Origin of the sequence: Anderseniella sp. Alg231-50, from assembly GCF_900149695.1 — a bacterium.
Taxonomy (GTDB): domain Bacteria; phylum Pseudomonadota; class Alphaproteobacteria; order Rhizobiales; family Aestuariivirgaceae; genus Anderseniella.
Window position 1 is genome coordinate 2,353,543 of the sequence record NZ_LT703003.1, and the last position, 17,656, is coordinate 2,371,198.

Consider the following 17,656-nt stretch of genomic DNA (forward strand, 5'->3'; position numbering starts at 1 on the left):
CGCATGAATGCCTCGCGCGTGCGATACCGGATTTATACGCGGGAATCGGACAACTGCCGTGCCGCCCTCATGCCGGCAGCCAGCGCGCCCTCTATGAGACCGGGGCTGACATCAGAAGTCTCAGCAGCAGCGAATACGATACGGCCATCGGCGCCGGACTGACGTAAAATCTCGGGCCCGACATCAGGATGGGTCATTGGCTCTGCCAGATCGTAAGGTGTGCAGATAAACCGGTTCGCCGCCCAATCCTCCACATGTATCTGAGTTGGGCGTGCCGCCGGTTCTCCGAAACAGCGCACGAGCTGGTCGATGATTTCGCCATTCAGCCCATCCCTGTTTGCAGCCCGCATGTCATGCGGCCATCCGACAAAGCCGAATATGGCTGCAGGAGTTGCGTCCTCACCGCTTATGTCATGAGCTTCGGCCAGCGGTCCGGCCGGGCTGGCAATGCGGCCGGACAAACCCGCCTCACGCCAGAACGCGTCCGGATACACAACCAGCGCCTTGGCATGCACCGACATCCATGTCGGCGTGGCTCTCAGGGCATGAGCCAGTGCATCCGGGAGAGCCGGCGACCAGTTGATGGAAGTCTCCGCAACCCGCAGCGGCGTGGCGACAACCACCTGAGCAGCGGAAAACACGGCACCTGACGCCTCGACCCTGACACCTGCTTCATCAGCCCTCACGGCCGTTACCGCGTGGCCTGTGCGCAATATGCCGTCAGGCAGTTGAGCCACCAGCGCATCGACCAGCGCGGTCGGTCCTCCCGCAATCCGGGCAATGCCATGCTGGCCGGGCACCGGTTGAAACTGCACCGGTGTCGAAGGGCCGTAATCAAGCGCCGTATTACCTGTCTCATACTGCGGAAATGTATGTAGTCCAAGCCGCTCCAGCCACTGTCCGACAACGGGCTGATAGGATGGCCAAACCCATGTGGGTCCCAGATCGCCCAGCACATCTCCGGTCTCCGGATCCACCAGCGACTGAATTCGCCCGCCGGGCCGGTCGGCAGCTTCGAGCAAAACCACAGAACGCCCCCGCTCCAGCAAAAGCGTTGCGGCAACAAGGCCGGACAACCCGGCGCCGATTACAATGACATCTGCGCCGGGGTTATCGTCACTCACCGTGAGAACTGCTTGTACTTGATCCGCTTGGGCATGACGGAGTCTTCACCCAGCCTGCGCTTTTTGTCTTCTTCATAATCGGCGAAGTTGCCCTCAAACCATTCCACATGGCTGTTTCCTTCAAAGGCCAGAATATGGGTGGCCAGACGGTCGAGGAACATGCGGTCATGCGAAATCACGACCGCGCAGCCGGCATAGCTTTCCAGCGCCTCTTCCAGTGCCGCCAGGGTTTCGGTATCGAGGTCATTGGTGGGTTCATCGAGCAGCAGGACATTGGATCCCTTCTTCAGCATCTTGGCCAGGTGCACCCGGTTACGCTGGCCGCCGGACAACGAGCCGACCTTTTGCTGCTGGTCACCGCCCTTGAAGTTGAAGGCCGAGCAATAGGCACGCGAGTTCTGTTCACGCTTGCCGAGATAGAAGATGTCATTTCCTTCGGAAATCTCTTCCCACACGGTCTTGTTGGAATCGAGCGTATCGCGGCTCTGATCCACATATCCAAGCTGCACGGTTTCGCCGACACGTATAGAGCCTTCGTCAGGCTGTTCCTGACCTGTGATCATGCGGAACAGCGTAGTCTTGCCTGCGCCGTTGGCCCCGATGATACCAACAATACCGCCCGGCGGCAGGCGGAACTCAAGCCCGTCGATCAGCAGCCGGTCACCATACCCCTTCTTGAGGCCTTCAACGTCGATGACGACATCGCCGAGCCGTTCACCCGGCGGAATGACGATCTGGGCCGAGGTGGACTTGAGCCGGTTGTCATTGGCCTTGACCAGTTCGTCATAAGCCCTGATACGCGCCTTGGATTTGGCCTGGCGTGCTTTTGGCGAGGCGGCAATCCACTCCTGTTCCGCTTCCAGCGCTTTCTGGCGGGCCGCGTCCTCACGGCTTTCCTGCGCATAGCGCTTCGCCTTCTGGCCGAGATAGGCGGAGTAATTGCCTTCGTACGGGATACCACGGCCACGGTCGAGCTCCAGGATCCAGCCGGTTACATTGTCAAGGAAGTAGCGATCATGGGTGATGATCAGGATGGCACCGGGATACTCGCGCAAATGGTGTTCCAGCCAGTTGACGCTTTCTGCATCCAGATGGTTGGTCGGTTCATCGAGCAGCAACAGGTCCGGCTTGCGCAACAACAGCTGGGTCAGCGCGACACGGCGGCGCTCGCCACCCGACAGCTTCGACACATCCGCATCACCGGGCGGGCAGCGCAGCGCATCCATTGCCTGTTCGACCTGGCTGTCCAGGTCCCACAGGTTCTGCGCGTCGATCTCGTCCTGCAGGCGGGTCATCTCGTCTGCCGTCTCGTCGGAGTAGTTCATCGCCAGTTCGTTGTAGCGATCAAGAACGGCCTGTTTTTCAGACACGCCTTCCATGACATTGCCCATGACGTCCTTGGCTTCGTCCAGCTGCGGTTCCTGCGGCAGGTAGCCCGAAGTTGCTCCCTCGGCCAGCCAGGCCTCACCGTTGAACTCCTTGTCGATGCCGGCCATGATGCGCAGCAGTGTGGACTTGCCCGCCCCGTTTGGCCCCAGCACGCCGATCTTGGCATCCGGGTAGAAGCTCAGGTGCACATCATCGAGGACCTTCTTGCCGCCGGAATAGGACTTCGACATGCCCTGCATGTGATAGATGAATTGACGCGCCATGGCAGGCTCGTGCCCCTCTTTACTGAATATGTGGAATTGTCGTGCGGGTTTTAGCTGATGGGCGCGGTTTACGCAATCACCCACGTTGGGTCATGCCAAGAAGCCCGGCGCATGCAACTGCACCGGGCTTTCAAGTCCGAACTGGATATCAGATCATGGCTGTGTCAGCAGAACCCTGCTACCTAGCCCTTGCCGGGCCAGCCATTGGCCATGGCATTGTTCTCGGCAGACTTCTTGCCCTTGTAACCCTCGGTGGCACGGCCAACCTGCTTGCCGTTCGAGGCAAAGCAGCGCCAGCGGTGCTCGCCCTTCTTGTCCTTGTAGAACTCCCATTTGTCACCTGACTTGGAGCCGCGATTGGCGTTTGACTGGCAGTCCTTCTTGTTCACATAGCCTTCCGAAGACGCACCGATGATTTCACCGTTCTTGGCCGTCTTGCGCCAGCGCCACTCACCCTTTTTATCTTCGTAGTATTCCGTTTTCACATCAGCCATCGCCGACCTTCTCCCAAAACGTTTGTTCTAGTAACGCGGACAAAAAGAAATTGATTCGGTTGCAGAGTCACGTAGGGAATTTCAACGTAAGGATGCAGGATTCATTGTGCTGAAGCCGGAGGCCTGGCAGATTTGGCTGCGGCTTCCGCCATGATTTTGCGCTGATAGCGTCCCTGCACCACATCCACCAGCACCAGGGTGACCAGCACGAAATAGAATGTGGCCTTGCTCATGGAATCAATCTCGTAGCCGAAGAACGCCAGATGCGCCAGATGACCACCTTCACTCATCAGCATAATGCCGACCAGCAAAAGCACAAAAAGACCAAGCACTTCGTACATTCGGTTGCGTTCGAGGAAGCGTGCCACGTGCTCTGCCATCACCACCATCAAGATACCTGACAGGACTATGGCAAGCGCCATGACCCAGAACACGTCGGTCAGGGCAATTGCCGACAGCACCGTGTCGAATGAAAACACGATGTTCATGATCAGTATCCATATCAATGCGGAAATAACCGTGCGTTTGGAGCGGTTACCACCATTTTCACCCTGCAGGTCGTGCACCACAAGCATGTGGAAAATTTCCTTCAGCGCCGTATAGATCAGGAAAACGCCGCCGAGCAGGACAATGATCGCATGACCGTTTACGTCTGCACGGACAAATGGCAGGTCCAGTTTGAACAGCGAAGACTGGAATGCCGAGATCATCTGCAGCACCACGAACAGCAGCACTATCCGCAAGCCGATGGCCAGCACGATCCCCACCTGTCGGACGTATTTCTGCTTGTCCTCGGCAACCTTCTTGGCTTCGATCGAGATGTACAACAAGTTGTCGAAACCCAACACCGTTTCCAGCGCAGTCAGCACCATCAGTGTGAACAGGTTTTCGAGTGTGAATAATTCAAGCATGTCTGATCCCCGGCATGTGGCGTGATTGACTAGGTCATGGCCTAGTGCTGATGAGTGTGAACTTACTGAAGTCCAACTGCGTCGACAACGCCTGACGGACAGCCTGGTTCCGTCGGCGATGATGCGGCGATCAGATCGGACAGCTTGCTGCCCGGCGATATGGTTCCGGACAGCCCGATAGTCAGTTCGACTATCAGTCGCCTGCCCTGGTCGTTCTTGCAGGCAACACGCACGCGGTCGCCTGCTCCCGGCCCGAAACTTTCGTCGAAGGCGGCACGAATTTGTTCGCCGCTCAGCGTTTCGCCAATTCGTGCGGTGAACAGCTTTCGGACCTGTGAGGCGTTGAGTGCATCCATGAGGTGCAGTGAATCGGAGAAGTATTCTCCCGCATCGGTTCCGTCATAGCAGGTGCCGTGCTTGACCCATTCGTGCTTGTGCAGACCGGACCGGGTTCCCGGCATGACCTGCTGCAACCGGCGCCAGGTGGTCTGGTCAAGCCTGTCCCACGGCAAATCGTGCCAGCGTCGTTTCTTGTCCTTGCGAATGTCATTTTCAGACACACCGCAATAGGCCTTGCTGCGCGGTTGCGGCCAAAGCCCATGCAGCGTGAAGTGCGATGCATCAAACCGCGACGGGGTCTGAGAGCGACATTCCGGCAGCCGGGGCCGGGTTTCACAGAACGCCGGTTGCCAACTGACTGCAAGCACGTACTGCGCCGGTCCAGCCGCCAGCTGCCGGTACCCGAAAAGTCCGGCGCCCAGCACCAGCATCAGCAGCACAAAATTTCTGGAGCCGGCCGACAGCATGGATCAGGACGCTTTCCTGGCAACGAACACCGCCCAGAAATAATTGCGGTAGACCACATCCACCTGGCCAAAGCCTGCCCGCTGCAGCCACAACACCTGATCATCCAGGTCGGCATTGATATCCATCGCCTCCATGCGGGCCACGCCGTCTTCAAGGTCCTGCTCCAGCGCACCGGCGGCGAGCGCATCCTTCCTCCACACCCGCATGTGAATGTCCTGTACGGCTTGCGAGCATGCCTGTACCTGATCGATGTTGACGAATGTGCCGCCCGGGTTCAGGGCAGCGCACACATTGGCGAATACCTCGCGCTTTGCTTCATGCGGCAAATGGTGAATGACGAAGGACGAGATCACCCGGTCCCAGCCGATACCGAACTCCCCGGTAACAATATCCAGCTCACGGAACGAGAACCTTGGGTCCGCGCCAAACCTGGCACGTGCTTCATCCAGCATCGGCACCGACAGGTCTGACAGTTCCACCTTGCAGTCGGGATGGGCATTGACCACTTCCTGCGAAAACCCGCCTGTGCCGGCACCGAGATCAAGCACCCGGGCGCCCTGCACCTGGTCAAGCTCAAGCGCCTGGACCGCAGCGCCGTAAAGATCGTCATAGTCCGGTATCAGCGCATGGCGCGACCGGTCATAGGTGGCCGCAGCTTTGTCAAATCCGGGCATGTTCAATCCTCGCTCCTGGCTTGCATCTTTCTAACCCTGACCGGCATCACGTTTCCACCCTCAAGATCACACTTGCATTTAGTACGATTTCGTATTAATTAATTCGATATCGTACTAAATTGAAAGGTAATGCCATGACAATGTCCCGACGCAAGGCAATCAGTCTGATAGGTGGCGGCGTCGTTCTCGCCGCCGCAGCATCCGCAACCGGTTTTCTCGCAACCCGCACTCCACACAAGGCACTTGAGCCGTGGACGGCGGCGGGCAGTTATTCGGAACCGAGGAAATTCGCACTGTCCTACGCCGTCCTGGCGCCCAACCCACACAATCGGCAACCCTGGATTGTTGACCTCAGGCAGGACGGAAAAGTTGTCCTGTTGCGCGACAAACAACGCGACCTGCCGATGACAGATCCACACAACCGGCAAATTATCATCGGGCTGGGCTGCTTTCTGGAACTGATGAGTATTGCAGCTGCACACAAGGGATTTGATGTCCAGCACGACGTTTTCCCTCACGGCGAAGATGGTCCGGTTGCCGTGTCGACCTTCAAGCCGGGCGCACAGGCTGATCCGCTGTTCGCACAAGTCATGCAGCGGCGATCCTGCAAGGAACCGTTCGAAGACAAGCCTGTTCCCGCTGAACTCGCCGCAGATCTCTCAGGCTTTGCAACGATCATCAACCAGGCAGAACCTGTCGCAGCCCTCCGCAAATTGACCTGGGATGCCTTCATGGTCGAAGTGCTGACGCCACACACCATGCGCGAAAGCGTGGACCTGATGCGCTTCGGCAAGGCCGAGATCAATACCAATCCCGACGGCATCGACCTGGGCGGTCCGTTACTCGAAACCCTGATGCTGACTGGCCAGCTCACCCGCGAAGATCAACTGGATCCATCCTCGAATGGTTTCAGACAAGGCATTGAGATATACCGGGACATGCTGGCGGCAACGCCTGCCTATGCCGTCCTTACCAGCCCAGCCAACACCCGTGCCGACCAGATTGAAACAGGGCGAAGATGGCTGCGGCTCAATCTCATGACCACCCGCCTTGGCCTCGCATTACACCCGGTCAGCCAGGCCCTGCAGGAATACCCCGAAATGGCGGAGCACTATAAGTCGGCCCACGACATGCTGGCCCAACCCGGTCACACCGTGCAGATGCTGGGTCGACTTGGTTTTGGGCCGGAGGTACAAGAAACACCCCGGTGGCCACTCGAGACCCGTATTGCGCATGGATGACAAGACCAGATCGACCTATTTCAGCTTCTTCAACGAGATCGGCATCATCAGCCAGCTCAGCCGCACCATCCTGGAAAACCGCTTGCCCGACAGTATGCTGGTCTCGCATTTCTCGGTGCTCAATCATTTGATCCGCGTTGCGGACGGCCGCACGCCGCAGGATATCGCACGGGCCTTTCAGGTGCCGAAAACGTCCATGACCCACACGCTTTCCGTGCTCGAAAAACACAATCTCGTGGAGATGAGGCCCAACCCGAAAGATGGTCGCAGCAAGAATGTGTGGATCACCGGCAAGGGCCGCGAGTTTCGTGATCACGCCATCAGCGCAATGGATCAGGATATTGAAAAGTTGTCCGGCTTGCTTGCAGCAGTGGATGTTGCCACCCTTACCGAGCAGCTTGCAACCATCCGCAAGATCATGGATGCTTCGCGCGATGAAGCTGAGTGAGCGTTTGATGGGCAGCCCAAAATGGAGTTTCTGATCCCCCTGATCACACTGTGGGCGGCACAACTGCTGGCGGCGATCAGCCCGGGCCAGTCATTCGTGCTGGTCTCCAAGCTTGCCCTGTCAAACCCGCGCCCCGTCGCCCTGGCCGCCGTCCTGGGACTCGGTGCCGGTACCATCATCTGGTCAACCGCAGCTATAGCCGGCCTCGCCATTGTGCTTGAACACGCTGCATGGGCCTATACTGCCTTCAAGATCGCCGGCGGCGTTTATCTGCTGTTTCTGGCCATCATGCTGTGGCGGCACGCCGGCGACCCGGTTGAACTGGATCCGGCCAAACAAAAAAAGGTGCGTCCATGGCCCGCGTTCATGCTCGGTCTTGCCACGCAACTGGCCAATCCCAAGGTCATTGTGTTTTTTGGCTCAATTTTCGTGGCATTGCTGCCTGCTCATTCACCCTTGTGGGTTTATGTGGTTGCGGTTGTCATCGTGTTCGGCAACGAGATCGGCTGGTACGCCGTCGTCGCCATGCTGTTTTCCGTGCGCAAATCCCGCAATGCCTACATCGCCGCCAAGACCTGGATCGACCGGGCTATGGGAGGTTTCCTTGGATTGATCGGCGCCCGGTTGATTGCTGACGCCTAGAGCATGATCCACCTGAATTGGAGCGTTTGACCGGTTTTTCCCGTTTGCTGGTAAGGCACGGTTCCCGCCGTGGTCTGTTGACCACAAGGGAGCCGTAACGCCATCCAGCGGACGTGAAAAACCGGCCTATGGTGGGCCAAGTCAACCCATCGGCGTTGTTGCAAAGTTTGCCCGATGCCCCGCATCGCGCTGCACTTTGCGCCTAACCGAGTGAGCTGATTTGGCTCCATCAAATGCTCCAATTCAGGTGGATCATGCTCTAGCTCTCGAGGCTTTTGACATAATTTGCGCTGAAGCGTGCATAGCCATCCTCGGTTACCTGAAGGTGCTCACGCGTCCTGGCATGAAATGCCGGAAGCTTGTGATACGGCACGGCAGGATAAGCATGATGTTCGGCATGATACGGCATGTTCCAGGCCAGCCAGCGCACCAGGCGGTTGGTGAATGTGGTGCGGGTGTTTTCAAACATGTTGGCCACGAACGCACAACGTCCATGTTCAGCCAGCAGGTAAAGCCGCAAAAACGGCTGCCCAACAAGCAGCGGCAAAATCCATGTCCAGAACGCCATGGTCGATCCGGTCCAAAGTGAACCGGCAAGCAGGATGGCATACAGAACCACCATGGCTTGAGCTTCGCGCATGACTTTGGCCTTGCCGCGCGCCGGCACAAAGCTGTCCCGGTTCGCCTGCACTGCATTGCGAAACAATGTCGTTAAATGGCCCCGCCAAACGGCAAGCCCGGAGATATGCACAATATACTGCCGGACCGTTTCAGGCTTTGGTTCGGCCAGTTCCGGATCCTTGCCGGGCTCCTGGGTAAACCGGTGATGCGCCAGGTGGAAATACCGGAACCAGTCAGCCGGCAGGATGAGAACAACGCTGCAAATGCGCCCGGCCAGCCTGTTGAGCCAGACATTGCGAAACGGCGTGCGATGCACGGTTTCGTGCAGGAGCGTGAACAGGAACACATATTGAATGCCGAGTGGCAACATCAACACCGGCCACCCCGGCACTCCGGCCAAGATCGCCCACACCAGCACTGCCATGAAAACAACATGCTGGACCAGCTTGAACAGGCCCGGCCAGTCGGACAATACAGTCAGGCTGTTGCGCTCTTCACCGCTCAGAGATGCCAGGAGACTTTTGTGGTCCATATGATCAGTTCTACAGCCGAACCGGTCACAGAGAAAGTGCGGGACGTGCAGTTGCCTCTATCTTCACCGTGGCGCGCAAGAGTCCATTGTCGTCGACCGCATCCGGCAGCAGGAACTTTTCGATATCCTCGGCAAAGCTGACCTGTCCGCCACCCATGGCATTGACCTCGGCAGCTGCGGTTTCACGCGCCAGCCGGTTGGCTTCGTCAATTGCCTCGTTTGCACTTGCAAACTGCGACACGTTCTGCGGGCCATGCACCCTGAACACCCCGGCCCCGTTGCCATTGACCTCGATAGTCACAGTGCGTGCAATCATGCCGGTCGCCGCGCCAACCGCATTGGCCACCTCGCAGGATTGCGGAAACACCATTTCGCACCCGAGCCGCTTGCCGACCTCCGGGTAGTAGATTTTCACCGGCCCGCCGACGGCGACTACCGGAACCTGCGGTGAAATCGACACTCGTGCCAGGGATCGCTTGCCCTCACCGCGGCATACAACATCGATCAGACCACCGGCGCCGCCGGGTTCAATAGCGTGGTGACCCAGTGCCGTTTCCAGAACAGCCCGCCCGGCCAGTCGAACGGTTTCCTCCCACACCCCCTGCGAAAGCAGTGTAACGAGTTCGTCAGACGGCGCTTTCTGCAAGACATTGCGCACCAGCAGCCGTGCCGCCAGCACAGCCGCATCGCGCGACCAGTTGTCCTGTAGCCCCAGCACATGGGCCGCATCGGACGGCGTGAAGCCGGCAAGCTGCACATGGCCTTTGCGCGACAGGGTCTCCAGAGTGCGATGTGCACCTGATCCCGCTGCCAGCTTGCGCAGCGGCAGCGGTTCCGTCGTGATGCTCGCAAGCAGCTCCTGCTCACGTCTCGACAATCCGGCGTGATTTGCATCACTTTCCACCCGCCCGAGTGGCAGCATGACAAACTGCCCCGCCGTGGAACCTGACTCGGCATCCGAGATATCTTCTTGGAGCTGCTGGATGACGTGTGGAAACTTGCTGGCGACAAGGGACACCGGCACTGAACGGCGCGCGCCTACACTGGCTATGCCCTTCATGTCAAAACCAACTTCACTGTCGCCGCCAAGCCCGAGCGTGCGTACATCGATGGCCTGCACCATGGTGCGCCATCCGCCGACATCCGCGCCTTGCTCGTTGACCTGCGGGCGGCCGTTTTCCAGTACTCCCAGATCGGTGGTGGTGCCTCCCATGTCAGACAGGATGAAATCACTCAGGCCCGACAAGGTGGCCGCACCAACCAGGCTGGCGGCAGGTCCGGACAATACGGTTTCGATGGGGCGCAACGCGACCGTTTCAGCACGCGCCAGGGAGCCATCGCCCTTCGTCATCATCAGCGGCGCATCAATGCCGAACCGTTCCATGGCTTGTTGTACCGCCTTGATCAAAAGCGAGATCCGCGAGATCAACCGCGCATTCAATGCAGCCGTCAACGCCCGTCTGGGCGCATCCAGGGCGGACGCCAGTTCGGTTGAAACCGTCACTGGCAACAACGTCTTTCCGGTAATGAAGTCACGTGCAGCCAGTTCATGGGCCGGATTGCGAACCGCAAACTGCGAGGCCACCGCAAAGGCCTCGACGGCGTGGCCGTGTTTTTCGACAACCCCGGCAAGCGCGTCCATGTCCAGCCTGGTAACTTCTCCGCCATTGTGGTCATGGCCACCTGCAATGCACTCAACCACCAGGCCCGGAAACGCTGAACTCAATCCCGACCGCTGCACCATGGTTTCATCGAACCCGACGAGCACGACACAGACCGGGGACCCATGGCCTTCAACAACCGCATTGGTGGCAAGCGTGGTGGAAACCGACACCAGTTTGACCCCGGATGCCGCGCCCGCGTCGCCTCCCAGTGCTGACAAGGCACGCTCTATCGCTTCGCAGACCCCGACAGCCAGATCACCCCGTGTGGTCAGCGCCTTGGCGCTGGCCAGCACCTCGCTGGTTGCAGCGTCCACAACGGCTGCGTCCGTATAGGTGCCACCGGTGTCAACACCGATGAGATAGGATTTTGTCGAACCGGTCATGTTTCCTCTGCCATACATTGTCTTGGCGGCATGCAAGAGCAATGCTTGATGTTGCGGCAAAGGTAAAGTGCGGGCGCGACCGGACTGCGGAAAACAACGACATGTGCTGGTTACACGACAGCCGCAGTGCGCCATGGTGACGGCAACCATCCCGGAGCCGACAACAATGAAGATCAGATCATTCAACATCACCTGCGTGCAGCCGCCACTCGCTATCCCGCACAAGACGGCTTCCGGCACGATTGCCGCTGCACCACTGGTCCTGCTCGACATCGAAACCGATACCGGCATCACCGGCAGCACCTATATATTCGTGTACACACCGATGGCACTGAAACCGGTTGCCGGCCTGTTGGCTGACCTGGGAGACATGTTGAGCGGGCACGCAGTGGCGCCGCGAGACGTCGCTGCGCTGGTTCAGGCCAAGTTCCGCCTGGCCGGCAATCAGGGATTTGCCGGCATGGCCGCAGCGGCTATCGACATGGCGCTGTGGGATTGCCTTGCCCGTGCCGCCGATCTGCCGCTGTGCAGCTTGCTGGGCGCATCGCCGTCAGCCACTCGTGCTTATGACAGCATGGGGCAGATGCCGCCTGATGAAACTGCCCGCCAGGTCGAAACATCCATGAAGGCCGGATACCGCGCGTTCAAGGTCAAGGCCGGTCATCCCGATCCGTTGCAGGATGAACGCGTGCTTGAGGCAATGCTCAGTGCAGCAGCCGGTGAGGAAATCTGGATGGCCGTGGATTTCAACCAGGCTTTCAGCCCTGTTATCTCAATCGAACGCGCCAGGAGGCTTGAACGTTTCGAGCTGGCCTGGCTGGAGGAACCTGCGCGTGCAGAAGACAATGCCGGCCATGCCCAGGTCAGGGCCGGCACCAGCATTCCCATCCAGACCGGTGAAAACTGGTGGGGCATTGCCGACATGCAGCGCAGCCTGGATGCAGGCGCCAGCGATCACGCCATGCCGGACGTCATGAAAATCGGCGGCGTTACCGGCTGGCAGGATGCCGCCGCTCTCGCCCATGGCCAGGCAATACCGGTTTCAAATCATGTGTTTACCGAAATAACGGCACACCTGATGCCGGCCACCCCGACCGCTCACATGCTTGAGGTTCTGGATCTTGCAGGTGCGCTTTTGACAGATCCGGTAACCGTTTCGGCCGATGGCACCATCTCACCGACAGGCCGGCCCGGCAGCGGCATCGAGTGGAACAAGGCAGCCGTCGAGAAATACCTGGTGTGATCAGCTCTCGAATTCTTCCCGCAGCATCTCCAGTTCAAGCCAGCGTTCTTCCGCCTCTGCCTGCCTGGTTTGCGCGGCCTTGAGATCGGCCGCGGCTTTCTCGAACCCTTCAGGGTCAGTCGAGTAGAAATCCGGCGCCGCCATTTTCTCCTGCAGCGCGGCAATACTGTCGCCCAGCGTCTCGATCTCCTTCGGCAGGGTTTCCAGGGCATGCTTGTCCTTGAAAGACATTTTCCGCTTCTGCGATGCAGGCGCGCTCGCCTTTCCGGCAGACGCACGGGTTGTCTTGTGCACCGGCTTCACGTCTGAGGCCTGTTTGACCTCCGCCCTCGCCTCACCGGCCTGACGCATCATGTCGGTGTATCCGCCGGGATACTCACGCCACACGCCATTGCCTTCGAAGGCAAGCGTCGATGTTGCCACCTTGTCTATGAAATCGCGGTCATGACTGACCAGCAGCACCGTGCCCGCATAGGACGAGAGCAGTTCCTGCAGCAAATCCAGTGTTTCCAGGTCAAGGTCATTGGTCGGCTCGTCCAGCACCATGAAATTCGATGGCTTCGACAGGGCACGCGCCAGCATGATGCGGCCGCGTTCTCCGCCAGAAAGAACATCGACCGGGGTTCGCGCCTGTTCAGGGCGAAACAGGAAATCCTGCATCCACGACATGACGTGGCGCGCCTCGCCGTTGACGATCACCTGGTCGGACCCGCCACCGGTGAGCGCGTCACGCAGGGTCGTTCCCGGTGTCAGCGACGTGCGGTCCTGCTCCAGTGACACGATCTCGAGATTGGTGCCGAGCCGCACCGTGCCTGCGTCCGGCGCAAGCTGTCCGGTAATCAGGCGTATCAGGGTTGTCTTGCCGGCCCCGTTCGGCCCGGTGATCGCGATGCGGTCACCGCGCAGCACCCGCAGGTTCAGGTCCCGCACTATGGCGCGCTCACCGAACGACTTGCTTAGGTTCTTGGCTTCGATCACCAGTTTGCCGGACGCATCGGCATCCCCGGAAGACAGGTTGACATTGCCTTGTGCCCGCAACGTGGTACGCCGCTTTTCCCGCAATGCTTCCAGGTCACCCAACCGGCGCACATTGCGCTTGCGCCGTGCGGTGACGCCATAGCGCAGCCAGTGTTCCTCGCGCACGATCTTGCGGTCGAGCTTGTGCTGCTCGCGTTGTTCTTCCTCAAGCACTTCGTCGCGCCAGGTTTCAAAGTGGGCAAAGCCGCGGTTCATGCGCCGCGCCGTTCCCCGGTCCAGCCACACGGTCGCCTGCGACAGGTTCTCCAGGAAACGGCGGTCGTGGCTGATCAGCACCAGCGCCGAACGCAGTGATTTCAACTCCGCTTCAAGCCATTCGATGGCCGGCAGGTCAAGATGGTTGGTTGGTTCGTCCAGCAGCAGGATATCCGGCTCCGGCGCCAGCACCCTGGCCAGTGCTGCACGGCGTGCCTCGCCCCCCGAAAGCTGCGTGGTATCCTCGTCACCGCTCAGCGACAACTGCTCCATCAGGTAATTGGCGCGATATTCGTCATCGCCCGGCGTCAAACCTGATTCAACATATGAACGAACGGTCGAAAACCCCGCAAAATCAGGTTCTTGAAGAAGATATCTGACGGTGGTACCGGGCTGCAGAAATCGCGTGCCGCTGTCTGCCTCAACATCGCCGGCAGCGATCTTGAGCAATGTCGATTTGCCTGACCCGTTGCGCCCGACCAGGCAGATGCGCTCGCCTGCATTGGCGCTCAGGTCGGCACCGGCCAGCAACGGCCTGCCGCCAAAGGTCAGCGTGATGTCCTGCAATGTCAGAAGCGGCGGTTGAGCCATGATGATGGATGCCGGAAAAAGAGATTAATCGTTGTCGGTCAGGCCGGCACCTGCACCCTTGAGCCGCGAAGCCTCGGTGGCGGGTACATAGGTGCGATGCGCAAAGGCCGACAGGGCTTCCCATATTTCGTCGGCAATGTCCACGGCTCCCGGGTGCCAATGGTGAGTAGTGTCTCCCGCAGGTTCGCAGCGCGCGATCAATACCCGGTCGGCAATCGGTGCATTCATTACACCTCGCACACTCACCCCGTCATCCGAAGTGTGAATGCTGCAGTCGTCCCAGCTGACAACAGCCTTGTCAGATGACGTCTGGCAAAACGACACCAACAATAGCGGCGCATGAACCCTGCGCAGATTCACCTCTTCTGATTGCATGCCCATGTCTGCAATGAATGCGCCGACCAAAACCGGACACATCGGATGGCCTGCCTGCCAGCATTCGGAGTGCACCGAAGCGGGCCTCATTTTTTCACAAGGCACACGATCAGTGGCAACCAGAAGATCAAGCAACGACCTGGCACCTGGAAGCCGCAGGGATTCAAGTGCCGACACGGCCCGGCCTGCTTCCTGAGCCAAACCCCAGGGGCGTCCGGCGCCCCATGCAGCTTTCGTCGCCATGACCTCTGCTTCATTGAGGGAAACGATCATGCAGGTCGGGTCTCGTCAAACAGTGGCCAGGCCCAGTCATCGGCATCCATGCCTTCGATCTCATCCGGAAACGGCGCATCCGCATACATGGTTATCCGCACCCAGCGGTCGGATTTCGGATCGAAGCGCGACGCGCCGAAGAAGGCCAGCTTACAACGCAGCATATCAATCGGCATCATGGTCGCCGACAGAACATTGTCGTGTATCTCGGCATAGGGCAATTGGGCTGCAAGCTGCACCCGGCGCGCCGCATGGCGATGTTCAGGTTTACGCAGCAGGAATTCAGCCAGCAACGTGTTTCCCGGCTCGTTCTCAAGCGCGGTCATCATCGTCGCAACCTCACGGCCTATTCCGAGGCGTTGTTCAAGCTCGACCCCGTCTTCCTCATGCCGCTCGCCCAGCCGTGGTTCCAGTTTTTCTTCCGACACATACCAGAACCGTGCGGTTTGATCTGCGGCGTCAAAATCAGTCGCAAGTGCCCAGTCGAAATGCCTGGCAGCCAGGCCGGCAAGCGCATCGACCCGCATTGTCCCGTCTATGGCAAACGCCCGCCTTTCATCCGCTGCCATTGCACCGGCCAGATCATCGACCAGATCGCCATGGGGCTCGATCACCAATGAGCACACCGCTTCCTGCCCTTCCAGCGTCAGATTGGCCGCCGCCCACAGGTATAGTTCGTTCCACGGCTCCGACATAGTGAGCGCGCCAGTCGCGAGATGTTGTTTCAGCTTGCCAAAATCTCCGGCCAGTTCACACACCCGCATGGACTGGCGCTCATCAGGCGTGTGCCAGCGCTCGAGCCCGGCATGCGCGCGGTCCAGTTGCTCCAGGAAATGTCCGATCGTACCAGCGTTGGCGCTCGGCAAAGCCCGCACCCGCGCCAGCGCGGTTTCGCGAGCCGTGATCCAGGCGTTCAGCAGGGCTGGGTGGGTGACAAGGAACGGCGCCATGCCCAGCCCGGTTGAATTGCCAACTCCCAGCCGCCGGCGGATATCGTGATCCAGCAGAACAGCCTTCGCACCACCCTTGATGCGCGCCATGTGCTCGACAATGTCTACCGTGAACACACGGATCAGCCATACTGCCAGCAGCTCAACCCGGAACGGCCCGCCGGCCTCTTCACGCCTTGCATACAGGTCCCGGTCAGCCAGACCAAACTTGCCGTTGCCATAAACCGCCGTGGTGCGCATCAGGTAGCCGACCTTGTCTATTTCCGCGACATCCGGCTGCCGGCCCTGTGCCAGGCAGTCAGCGACATGGTCGAACAGGCGCACGGACCTGTTTGCTCGCGACAGGACCAGTTCGGTTGCTGCGCAACGACCTGCTTCCTGTTTCGGGACATTGTCGCGCAACCGGTCAATGTCGGCTCCCGTCGGAACCCCGTCGAACAGGGCAAACGTCGCATCCCATTCTGTCGCGATAACCCGGTCGGAGCGCTTTTCCGGCGGCAGGTCATTGGCATAGGCTATCAGCGAATAAGTGTGCTCAGGCCCGCGTGCTTCATAAACGCCGACCCCGACGCCGTTTTCATCCACATCCCATGTGGTGCGTTCCACTTGCCAGCCTTCACGCTTTACCCGGCGCAGGATGGCGCGCATGAACGACAGGCGGGTCTGGTGCGACGCCCCCATGCGGGCAAGCCGCATCACTTCTTGCGGTGTCCGCATCAGTTCGGCAACACGGGCATCATCTGGCAAGCAGGTCTTCAGGTCAGCCATTTTCAAACCCTTCCAGCACATTCACCGTGTTGATGCCGATTTCCTCCACCGCATAACCGCCTTCCATGCAAAACAGCGTTGGCAGCTTGAGTTTTGCGATGCGCCCGCCATAGTCGGTGAAATCATCGGACTTGAGCTTGAAGAAGCTGATCGGATCGCGCTCGAATGTGTCCACCCCGAGAGAGATCACAAGCGCATCCGGCGAGTAGGCCTCTATCCGCTTGATGGCATCATCCATTGCACTGCCCCACTCATCATAACCGGTATTTGGCGGCATGGCGTAGTTGGCCGTGAACCCTTCACCCCTGCCGGCACCTTTTTCGTCTTCATATCCGAGAAAATGCGGAAACGCATGCTCCGGTGCGCCATGCAGCGACAGGAACAGGACATCGTCGCGGTCATAGAAGATATCCTGGGTCCCGTTGCCGTGGTGGAAGTCGGGATCAAGGATCGCAACCCGCTTTGCCCCGTCGTTCAGGAACATCTGGGCGGCAATGGCTGCATTGTTCAGGAAACAGTACCCGCCATACATATCCCTGGCGGCGTGATGGCCGGGCGGGCGGCACAATGCAAATGCCGACCGTGCGCCGCCTGCAACGACACGTTGCGCTGTTTGCGCTATAGCCGCACTGGCTTGTGCCGCTTCCCAGGTGCCGGACGTGATCGCGGTTTCGACGGCCAGGGTGTAGTAGCCGACAAGCCCGTCAATGTGCTCCGGTTTGCGAACCTGCATACGGCGTGCCGGAAAACAGGTCGCCAGGACTTCACCTTCATAGCCTTCGGCAACCCACCGGTCCCACGCGGTCTCCAGGAATTCGAGGAACCCTTCATCATGAATCTGGCGCACCGGTCCCATGTCCAGCGCCGCCGGTTCGGCAAAGTCTTCAAAGCCGCGCACACCCAGCCGGTCCATAATGTGCTGCCAGCGTTCCGGGCATTCAAACGGCCGGACAAACAGGCCGCCGGACAATTCACCCTTCGGGAAGTGCTTTAAATGGTCATCACTGCGAACAACTTGCATAGGATATCA

16 protein-coding genes are annotated in these 17,656 nt (G+C 59.3%); 4 read left to right on the forward strand and 12 right to left on the reverse strand.

The annotated features are described in order from the left end of the window. Positions 1-32: 32 nt before the first annotated feature. The 6 genes from DHN55_RS11215 to DHN55_RS11240 form a co-directional block, all read right to left on the reverse strand. On the reverse strand, positions 33-1,124 hold the full coding sequence (locus tag DHN55_RS11215) for an FAD-dependent oxidoreductase (protein ID WP_108881355.1): 1,092 nt from the start codon (positions 1,122-1,124) through the stop codon (positions 33-35). Continuing rightward, positions 1,121-2,776 carry an energy-dependent translational throttle protein EttA gene (ettA, locus tag DHN55_RS11220; protein WP_108881356.1) on the reverse strand — a complete coding sequence of 552 codons (1,656 nt, stop codon included), beginning with the start codon at positions 2,774-2,776 and terminating at the stop codon, positions 1,121-1,123. Before ettA ends, DHN55_RS11215 begins: the two co-directional genes overlap by 4 nt. Before the next feature lie 182 nt (positions 2,777-2,958). Then, positions 2,959-3,270, reverse strand: a complete 312-nt coding sequence (locus DHN55_RS11225; RefSeq protein WP_108881357.1) for a DUF1508 domain-containing protein — start codon at positions 3,268-3,270, stop codon at positions 2,959-2,961. Between the two features lie 101 nt (positions 3,271-3,371). Then, entirely contained in the window at positions 3,372-4,181 is an 810-nt protein-coding gene (locus DHN55_RS11230; RefSeq protein WP_108881358.1) for a TerC family protein, read from the reverse strand. A 62-nt stretch (positions 4,182-4,243) separates the two neighbouring features. After that, entirely contained in the window at positions 4,244-4,987 is a 744-nt protein-coding gene (locus DHN55_RS11235; RefSeq protein WP_108881359.1) for a ribonuclease T2 family protein, read from the reverse strand. Positions 4,988-4,990: 3 nt separating this feature from the next. Then, positions 4,991-5,662: a methyltransferase domain-containing protein gene (locus DHN55_RS11240; protein ID WP_108881360.1), complete on the reverse strand. Its 672-nt coding sequence runs from the start codon at positions 5,660-5,662 to the stop codon at positions 4,991-4,993. A gap of 134 nt (positions 5,663-5,796) precedes the next feature. Here DHN55_RS11240 and DHN55_RS11245 point away from each other — a divergent pair, with 134 nt between their 5' ends. From DHN55_RS11245 to DHN55_RS11255, 3 genes are read left to right on the forward strand one after another with little or no spacing between them, the layout of a single operon-like run. Next, a complete protein-coding gene (locus DHN55_RS11245) occupies positions 5,797-6,903 on the forward strand; it encodes an Acg family FMN-binding oxidoreductase (protein ID WP_337660176.1) in 1,107 nt (368 codons plus the stop codon). Further along, on the forward strand, positions 6,896-7,351 hold the full coding sequence (locus DHN55_RS11250) for a MarR family transcriptional regulator (RefSeq protein ID WP_108881361.1): 456 nt from the start codon (positions 6,896-6,898) through the stop codon (positions 7,349-7,351). Before DHN55_RS11245 ends, DHN55_RS11250 begins: the two co-directional genes overlap by 8 nt. Positions 7,352-7,372: 21 nt before the next feature. Continuing rightward, positions 7,373-7,993: a LysE family transporter gene (locus DHN55_RS11255; RefSeq protein ID WP_108881362.1), complete on the forward strand. Its 621-nt coding sequence runs from the start codon at positions 7,373-7,375 to the stop codon at positions 7,991-7,993. 259 nt (positions 7,994-8,252) lie between these two features. On the opposite strand, the gene DHN55_RS11265 is transcribed toward DHN55_RS11255, so the two are convergent. Together DHN55_RS11265 and DHN55_RS11270 are read right to left on the reverse strand one after the other, a co-directional pair. After that, positions 8,253-9,146 (reverse strand): fatty acid desaturase, encoded by an 894-nt coding sequence (locus tag DHN55_RS11265; RefSeq protein ID WP_108881364.1) that lies wholly within the window; start codon positions 9,144-9,146, stop codon positions 8,253-8,255. Between the two features lie 25 nt (positions 9,147-9,171). Next, positions 9,172-11,193 carry a hydantoinase/oxoprolinase family protein gene (locus DHN55_RS11270; protein ID WP_337660177.1) on the reverse strand — a complete coding sequence of 674 codons (2,022 nt, stop codon included), beginning with the start codon at positions 11,191-11,193 and terminating at the stop codon, positions 9,172-9,174. Between the two features lie 166 nt (positions 11,194-11,359). On the opposite strand from DHN55_RS11270, the gene DHN55_RS22325 reads away from it, so the two are divergent. Then, positions 11,360-12,436, forward strand: coding sequence for an enolase C-terminal domain-like protein (locus DHN55_RS22325; protein WP_337660178.1), 1,077 nt, complete (start codon positions 11,360-11,362; stop codon positions 12,434-12,436). Here the strand turns inward: DHN55_RS22325 and DHN55_RS11285 are convergent, their stop codons facing one another. From DHN55_RS11285 to DHN55_RS11300, 4 genes are read right to left on the reverse strand one after another with little or no spacing between them, the layout of a single operon-like run. Beyond that, the gene (locus DHN55_RS11285; protein WP_108881367.1) at positions 12,437-14,260 is read right to left on the reverse strand and encodes an ATP-binding cassette domain-containing protein; all 1,824 of its coding nucleotides are present in this window, start codon (positions 14,258-14,260) and stop codon (positions 12,437-12,439) included. A gap of 24 nt (positions 14,261-14,284) precedes the next feature. Further along, the gene (locus tag DHN55_RS11290) at positions 14,285-14,908 is read right to left on the reverse strand and encodes a DUF3726 domain-containing protein (protein WP_108881368.1); all 624 of its coding nucleotides are present in this window, start codon (positions 14,906-14,908) and stop codon (positions 14,285-14,287) included. After that, the gene (locus DHN55_RS11295; RefSeq protein ID WP_337660179.1) at positions 14,905-16,626 is read right to left on the reverse strand and encodes a hypothetical protein; all 1,722 of its coding nucleotides are present in this window, start codon (positions 16,624-16,626) and stop codon (positions 14,905-14,907) included. The genes DHN55_RS11290 and DHN55_RS11295 overlap by 4 nt, the downstream gene beginning before the upstream one ends. Next, positions 16,619-17,647, reverse strand: a complete 1,029-nt coding sequence (locus DHN55_RS11300; RefSeq protein ID WP_108881369.1) for a histone deacetylase family protein — start codon at positions 17,645-17,647, stop codon at positions 16,619-16,621. Before DHN55_RS11300 ends, DHN55_RS11295 begins: the two co-directional genes overlap by 8 nt. Positions 17,648-17,656 lie beyond the last annotated feature (9 nt).

Excerpts from the sequence above, each read along its gene's own strand:
- ettA (WP_108881356.1), bottom strand. The coding sequence starts at position 2,776 with ATGGCGCGTCAATTCATCTATCACATGCAGGGCATGTCGAAGTCCTAT.
- DHN55_RS11225 (WP_108881357.1), bottom strand. The coding sequence starts at position 3,270 with ATGGCTGATGTGAAAACGGAATACTACGAAGATAAAAAGGGTGAGTGG.
- DHN55_RS11230 (WP_108881358.1), bottom strand. The coding sequence starts at position 4,181 with ATGCTTGAATTATTCACACTCGAAAACCTGTTCACACTGATGGTGCTG.
- DHN55_RS11235 (WP_108881359.1), bottom strand. The coding sequence starts at position 4,987 with ATGCTGTCGGCCGGCTCCAGAAATTTTGTGCTGCTGATGCTGGTGCTG.
- DHN55_RS11240 (WP_108881360.1), bottom strand. The coding sequence starts at position 5,662 with ATGCCCGGATTTGACAAAGCTGCGGCCACCTATGACCGGTCGCGCCAT.
- DHN55_RS11245 (WP_337660176.1), top strand. The coding sequence starts at position 5,797 with ATGACAATGTCCCGACGCAAGGCAATCAGTCTGATAGGTGGCGGCGTC.
- DHN55_RS11250 (WP_108881361.1), top strand. The coding sequence starts at position 6,896 with ATGGATGACAAGACCAGATCGACCTATTTCAGCTTCTTCAACGAGATC.
- DHN55_RS11255 (WP_108881362.1), top strand. The coding sequence starts at position 7,373 with ATGGAGTTTCTGATCCCCCTGATCACACTGTGGGCGGCACAACTGCTG.
- DHN55_RS11265 (WP_108881364.1), bottom strand. The coding sequence starts at position 9,146 with ATGGACCACAAAAGTCTCCTGGCATCTCTGAGCGGTGAAGAGCGCAAC.
- DHN55_RS11270 (WP_337660177.1), bottom strand. The coding sequence starts at position 11,193 with ATGACCGGTTCGACAAAATCCTATCTCATCGGTGTTGACACCGGTGGC.
- DHN55_RS22325 (WP_337660178.1), top strand. The coding sequence starts at position 11,360 with ATGAAGATCAGATCATTCAACATCACCTGCGTGCAGCCGCCACTCGCT.
- DHN55_RS11285 (WP_108881367.1), bottom strand. The coding sequence starts at position 14,260 with ATGGCTCAACCGCCGCTTCTGACATTGCAGGACATCACGCTGACCTTT.
- DHN55_RS11290 (WP_108881368.1), bottom strand. The coding sequence starts at position 14,908 with ATGATCGTTTCCCTCAATGAAGCAGAGGTCATGGCGACGAAAGCTGCA.
- DHN55_RS11295 (WP_337660179.1), bottom strand. The coding sequence starts at position 16,626 with ATGGCTGACCTGAAGACCTGCTTGCCAGATGATGCCCGTGTTGCCGAA.
- DHN55_RS11300 (WP_108881369.1), bottom strand. The coding sequence starts at position 17,647 with ATGCAAGTTGTTCGCAGTGATGACCATTTAAAGCACTTCCCGAAGGGT.